The organism is Sandarakinorhabdus sp., assembly GCF_040398645.1.
Lineage (GTDB): Bacteria > Pseudomonadota > Alphaproteobacteria > Sphingomonadales > Sphingomonadaceae > Sandarakinorhabdus.
The window spans coordinates 1-5,860 of sequence record NZ_JBBATR010000090.1 but is presented as its reverse complement, the minus strand read 5'-3'; the positions used below and the strand labels follow the sequence as shown (position 1 = coordinate 5,860).

The window sequence follows — 5,860 nt, the reverse complement described above, 5'->3', positions numbered from 1 at the left end:
AACCGATCACAGCTGGTCCGATGCCCGGCTGGCGCTGGCGGCGCGCGTGCACGACTGGCTCGCAGCATTGCCTGCTCGCTGAACGTGACAGTAGCCGCGTCAGCTTATGGCTGTAACCTCGGCGGCTTGCCCGGCCAGCATGACGACATCGCCAACACTTTTGCCGATCATGGCGCGGGCCAGCGGTGAGACATAGCTGACGCTGCCCTGCGCTGGGTCGGCTTCGTCGTCGCCCACAATGGCGTAGGTCTGGACGCGGCCATCTTCGCGCTCGAAGGTGACGCGGCTGCCAAACACGACGCTGTGGTTATCAGGCCTGGACTCGATACATTGCGCCGATGCACGCCGCGCCGACCAGTAGCGCAGATCGCGCGTGGCGCGGGCCATGGCGGTGCGATCGGCACTGATCGCATCGCCCGCCTGCGCCGCGGCATAGGCAGCGCGCGCCCGCGTGAGCGCTGCATCGATCTGCGCAAGCCCGGCGGGGGTTACCAGATTGGCATGCGCCGGGATCGGCCGGTCGGGCAGATCGGCGGCCACCGCCTCGGCATCGGATTCCTTGGTGAAGGCCACACTCATGGCGCAGCTATGCTGCGGCGGGCAGTCTTGTGCAATCATGCGATGCCGGGCGGACCTACCCGACAAAATGTACGAGCTGATATGGCGGGCGCCGCCAGTGACCACGATCATCAACAAGCCACCTGAAGCGCGGCCGCAACCGCAAGCAACGTCACGCACCGATCATCGCTGATGCGCCGACACGGCGTTCATGCCGTGCCCGCCCGCTTTTCAGCGGCCAATCCGCCCACAGGCCATCCATCCACCCCCGGCCTGGCCTCACCAGGCAAGACCGTTGCGGCAACCAGCCAAAACAGAATGCAACGTGGACTTGCCCCGATAAAGTGGAGAGGCATTGCCTCAACTGACCGCTAGTTTTTCGAACTGTGTGGGGCTGAGGTAGTCGAGCGCAGAATGGCACCGAACGGGGTTGTAGAAGCCGTCAATGTGTCGGGCAATGTCCCGCTCGGCATCGGCGCTTGCAACACCGCAAGATCGCCGCCTAATATCAACCACAGAGGAGGCCGACACTCCGCTAATCTGCGCCGCCAGCTGTCTCAAATAATCTGACGACGAACATGCCAAGGAGTAGACGAACATGAAGGCGGGTCTATTCGCACGCTGGCTCGGCGTCTTCCTGATCTCCGTCAGTGCTACCCAGTCAACGGCCAAGGCCGCGTCCGGCGTCGCGGATCTGATTCTGACCGACGCCCATGTCTACACGCTGCGCTGGGGCGAGCCCGCGCGCGACGGCAAGCCTGCGCCCGATGCGCCCACCACAGACGGCAAGTGGCACCCCGATGCCGCAGCGGTGGCGATCCGCAGCGGCAAGATCGTCTATGTCGGCAGCGACAAGGGTGCGCTGGCGTTGCGCGGCAAGCGGACCCGGGTGATCGATCTGAACGGCGCGACCGTGATCCCCGGGCTGGTCGATTCGCACACCCATTTCATCGAACTGGGCGCCAAGCTGGAATCGGTCGACCTCACCCATGTCACCACCGAAGCGCAGGCGGTCGCGCTGGTGGCCGAGCGGGCGAAGTCCGTCCCCAAGGGCGAATGGATCTTCGGTGCCGGGTGGGACGAGGGTGCCTGGGCCAACCGCTATCCGGACAAGCAGCAGTTGAGCGCCGCGGTGCCCGATCATCCGGTGGTGCTGCGCAGTCTGCACGGTTTTGCAATCTGGACCAACCAGGCCGCGCTCGATGCCGGCAAGATCACCAAGGCCAGCCCGGTTCCGGTCGGGGGTGAGATGCGGCTGGGCACGGATGGCCAGCCGAGTGGCCTGTTTCTGAACCGCGCGGCGGCGATGGTCGAAGCGGCGGTGCCGCCCGAGCCGCAGGCGGTTGTCGCGCGCCATGCGCTGAAGGGCCTCACGCAGATGGCCACCGACGGCTATGTTTCGGTGCACGAGGCCGGTGTGCCTGCCCAAGCGATGGCCGCACTCCAGCAGCTGGAGGACCAGCACCGCCTGCCGATCCGGGTCTATGCCATGCTCTCGCTGCGCGATCCGCCCCTGATGCGGCAGTGGATCGCCCGGGGGCCGGACCGGGACAGTGAGAGCATGCTCGTGACGCGCGCGGTCAAGGCCTATTACGACGGCGCGCTGGGATCGCGCGGGGCGCGGCTGCTGGCCGACTATGAAGACAAGCCGGGCCACCGCGGGATCAGCGGCGGCGGTTATGGCTTTGACCAGGATTTGGCCAAGGCGGCGATGAAGGCCGGCTTCCAGCTCGGGATCCATGCCATCGGCGATGCGGGCAACCGCGAAGCGCTCGATTTCCTTGAAGCGGAGTTCAAGGCCGATCCGGCCACCGCACAGAGCCGCCACCGGATCGAACACGCGCAGGTCATCTCTCCGCAAGACCAGCCGCGCTTTGCCCGGCTGGGTGTTATTGCCTCAATGGAACCGCCCCACGCGGTGGAGGACAAGAGCTGGGCCGAAGTTCGCCTCGGCCCGCAGCGCATCCTTGGTGCCTATGCCTGGCGCTCGCTGCGCACAGGCGGCGCGCGACTGACCTTTAATGCCGACAATCCGGGCTCCGACCACAGCATCTTCTACGGCCTCCATTCTGCGATCACCCGCCAGGACAAGCAGCTTCAGCCCCCCGGCGGCTGGTATCCGGCAGAGCGGCTGACGATCGAAGAAGCGATCCGGGCCTATACCAGCTGGTCGGCCTATGCCGCCTTCCGCGAAGGCCAGACGGGGATCATTGCCAAGGGGCGATGGGCTGATCTGACCGTCATGGATATTGATCCCTTCGCCCTTGCCGGATCCGCGCCAGAAAAAATCCTGGGCGGCAGGATTCGGGCGACTATCGTTGGCGGCAAGCTGGTTTATCAGCGATAGGCCGCCCGCCGGTGCTGCCAGCCAAACGTCTGCAGTCCGAGCGGGACCATAAACTTCATGATCAGACAGCAGCAACGGACGCAGCAGGATAAAATGGCAGACAAGACATTCGACATTATCGTTTACGGGGCCACCAGCTTCGTCGGCCAGATCATTACGCGCTATATGCACGAGCAGTTTACGGACGGGTCCATCAAATGGGCAATCGCCGGGCGTTCACTCAGCAAGCTGCAGCAGCTCAGCGATACGATCGGGTTATCGGGAGTCCAACTCATCGTCGCTGACGCCGGGGATGAAAACACCTTAAGGCAAATGTGCGCGCAGACCAATGTGGTCATGTCGACCGTCGGCCCATATGCGCTATATGGTGATTTGCTGGTGCGGGTGTGTGCCTCGACCGGCACCCACTATTGCGACCTGACGGGCGAACCCCAGTGGATCCGCAAGATGCAATTGCGGCACGAGGCCGATGCAATAAAAAGCGGCGCACGGATCGTGCATTGCTGCGGTTTCGACTCCATCCCCTCCGATCTGGGCGTCCATTTTCTGCAGGGCCGTGCGTTGGAACAGTTCGGTCAACCCTGCGACCGTATCGCGATGCGCGTCGTCAGCATCAAGGGCGGCGCGTCGGGGGGCACGATCGCGAGCATGATCAACATGGTCAAGGAAGCTGTCGGCGACGCTGATCTGCGGCGCCAGTTGAAAGACCCCTATAGCCTTTGCCCGCCTGGCCATAGCTTCTCGATTACACAGCCGGATGTGAAGATCGCATATGATGATGTCTATGGCGGCTGGCTTGCCCCCTTCGTCATGGCGGGGATCAACACACGGGTCGTGCATCGCTCCAACGCTCTGAGCAACAAGAGCTATGGTGCTGAATTCCAGTATGAGGAAGCTTTGGTGACGGGTGAGGGTGCGAAAGGCAAGCGGATGGCCCAAGCGGCGACTTGGGGCGTGAATGCGCTTATGGTCGGCCTGGCTGTGCCTCCTCTGCGTTGGCTGCTTGAGACCATGGTGCTGCCAAAGCCGGGCGAAGGACCAAGCGAAAAGGCGCAACTGGAGGGCGGCTTTGATCTTGTTTTCCTCGGGTCGACTGCAAAGGGCGACACTATAGGGTGCCGGGTCACGGGGGACCGCGATCCCGGCTACGGATCAACCGCCAAGATGTTGTCTCAGGCCGCCGCCTGCCTTGCCAAAGACGTCTCTGCCGATGTGGCGGGAGGATTCTGGACGCCAGCAACGATCATGGGGGATATACTGACCGAGCGGCTGCAGGCGCATGCCGGACTTACGTTCAAGCTGTTGCCCTAGGCGGCCAGTTCCCACTCAGTGGGGGCCGATCTAGCGCGTCAGCCCGACCCTTAGCTCGGAGGCGGTCTCACCTGAGCCCGTCTCGAATGCGGTGGCCTCGCCTGTTTGGACAGTTTGGCGGCGAAGTTAAGCTAATCCCGGGTTTTGATCATGCCGCCAGTTGGAGTGTTCGCGTTGCCGGGGCATGCCCCGGCAACGGAAGATTTTCGTTCGCGCTATAGGCCTCATCCGGGGTCTGGCCTGCAAGTCCCGAGTGCGGCCGGTCGGCGTTGTAATAGCCTATCCAGCGGGTCAGGCCGACCCGCAGCTCCGAGCCAGTCTCGAACGCATGGAGATAGACGCACTCGTACTTCAGTGATCGCCACAAGCGTTCGATGAACACGTTATCCATCCAGCGTCCACGGCCATCCATGCTGATCCGGATTTCGGCGTCCTTCAGCACGGCCGTGAAGGCAAAGCTGCTGAACTGGCTGCCCTGGTCGGTGTTGAAGATATCGGGTGGCCCGAAGCGCGCCAGCGCTTCTTCCAATGCCATCACGCAAAAGCCGACATCCCCAGGTTCTTGGCATCGTGTTCGACAGCCGCCAGGCCAGCACCTTGCGGGTTGCCCAGTCCATGATGGCGACCAGATACAGGAAGCCACGCCGCATCGGGATGTAGGTGATGTCGGCGCACCACACATGGTTCGGTCGATCAATCGCCAGATGCCGCAGCAGATAGGGGTAAATCCGATGCTGCGGGTGCGGGTCACTGGTTCGGGGCCGTTGGTAGATCGGCGACAGCCCCATCTTCGTCATCAACCTCCGCACCCGCCGGCGCCCGATGTTCACGCCCTGGCGCCGCAGATGACGTACCATCTGCCGGCTGCCATACCAGGGCATGTCGAGGAACGCCGCGTCGATTACCCGCATCAGCGCCAGCAGCCTGCCCCGGACTTGATCCGGGGTCTCGTCGGACTCCGGCTGCGGCGCATAGTAAAACGACGATCGGCTGATCGACAGCAGGCGGCATTGCGCCGAGATCGACAGATCGGCGTGCACCGCCTCGATCATCCCGCGCCTTCGATCCACGCTCATCGACGACACGCTTTGGCTAAAAAATCCCGTTCCACGACCAACTGCCCGATCTTGGAATGCAGCTTGTCGATCTCCGCCTCGCCGCTTGCCCGTGCCACCTCCGAGGCGCCAGCAAAAGTCGAGACCATCCCGTCGATCGCCTGCCGCTTCCACGCCGCGATCATCGTGTGATGGATGCCGTGCTTGGCGCCCAGTTCCGCCAGCGTCAGGTCACCGCGGATCGCCTCCAGCGCAACCTTGGCCTTGAAATCCGCGCTGTAGCGCTTTCTCGTCGTCTTCATTCCCGTCCGTCCTTCAGATCGGGAATAGCTTAACACCCTGTCCAGTTTTCCGGGACCATCTCAGCGCGACGGAACACCCAAGCCCCGCCCCGCAGATACAGATAGCGATGGTGCTTTATGCGCTGCACCTGCCCCATTCCTTCCGGCATTTTGTAGCAAAGTTTGTGGCAAACTTCGCTCAAAAGGCCAGATTTTGCAACGGGTTTCACTAATTCAGGTAGTTAGTAGGGCAATGGCGGAGAGGGTGGGATTCGAACCCACGGTGAGCTTACACCCACAACGGTTTT

General features: G+C 62.9%; 3 protein-coding genes and 1 pseudogene. 2 read left to right on the top strand and 2 right to left on the bottom strand.

Annotated features, from left to right (window positions below; all coding sequences use genetic code 11):
• Positions 1 to 99: 99 nt before the first annotated feature.
• Entirely contained in the window at positions 100 to 579 is a 480-nt protein-coding gene (greA, locus tag ABWP50_RS13010; protein ID WP_353218414.1) for a transcription elongation factor GreA, read from the bottom strand.
• 577 nt (positions 580 to 1,156) lie between these two features.
• Between greA and ABWP50_RS13005 the strand changes: the two genes are divergently transcribed.
• Positions 1,157 to 2,905 (top strand): amidohydrolase, encoded by a 1,749-nt coding sequence (locus ABWP50_RS13005; protein WP_353218413.1) that lies wholly within the window; start codon positions 1,157 to 1,159, stop codon positions 2,903 to 2,905.
• A 93-nt stretch (positions 2,906 to 2,998) separates the two neighbouring features.
• The gene (locus tag ABWP50_RS13000) at positions 2,999 to 4,216 is read left to right on the top strand and encodes a saccharopine dehydrogenase family protein (RefSeq protein WP_353218412.1); all 1,218 of its coding nucleotides are present in this window, start codon (positions 2,999 to 3,001) and stop codon (positions 4,214 to 4,216) included.
• Between the two features lie 148 nt (positions 4,217 to 4,364).
• On the opposite strand, the pseudogene ABWP50_RS12995 reads toward ABWP50_RS13000, so the two are convergent.
• Positions 4,365 to 5,573: pseudogene (locus ABWP50_RS12995) on the bottom strand (IS3 family transposase).
• Positions 5,574 to 5,860: the final 287 nt, after the last annotated feature.

Coding starts and splice junctions, on each gene's coding strand:
- greA (WP_353218414.1), bottom strand. CDS start 579: ATGAGTGTGGCCTTCACCAAGGAATCCGATGCCGAGGCGGTGGCCGCC.
- ABWP50_RS13005 (WP_353218413.1), top strand. CDS start 1,157: ATGAAGGCGGGTCTATTCGCACGCTGGCTCGGCGTCTTCCTGATCTCC.
- ABWP50_RS13000 (WP_353218412.1), top strand. CDS start 2,999: ATGGCAGACAAGACATTCGACATTATCGTTTACGGGGCCACCAGCTTC.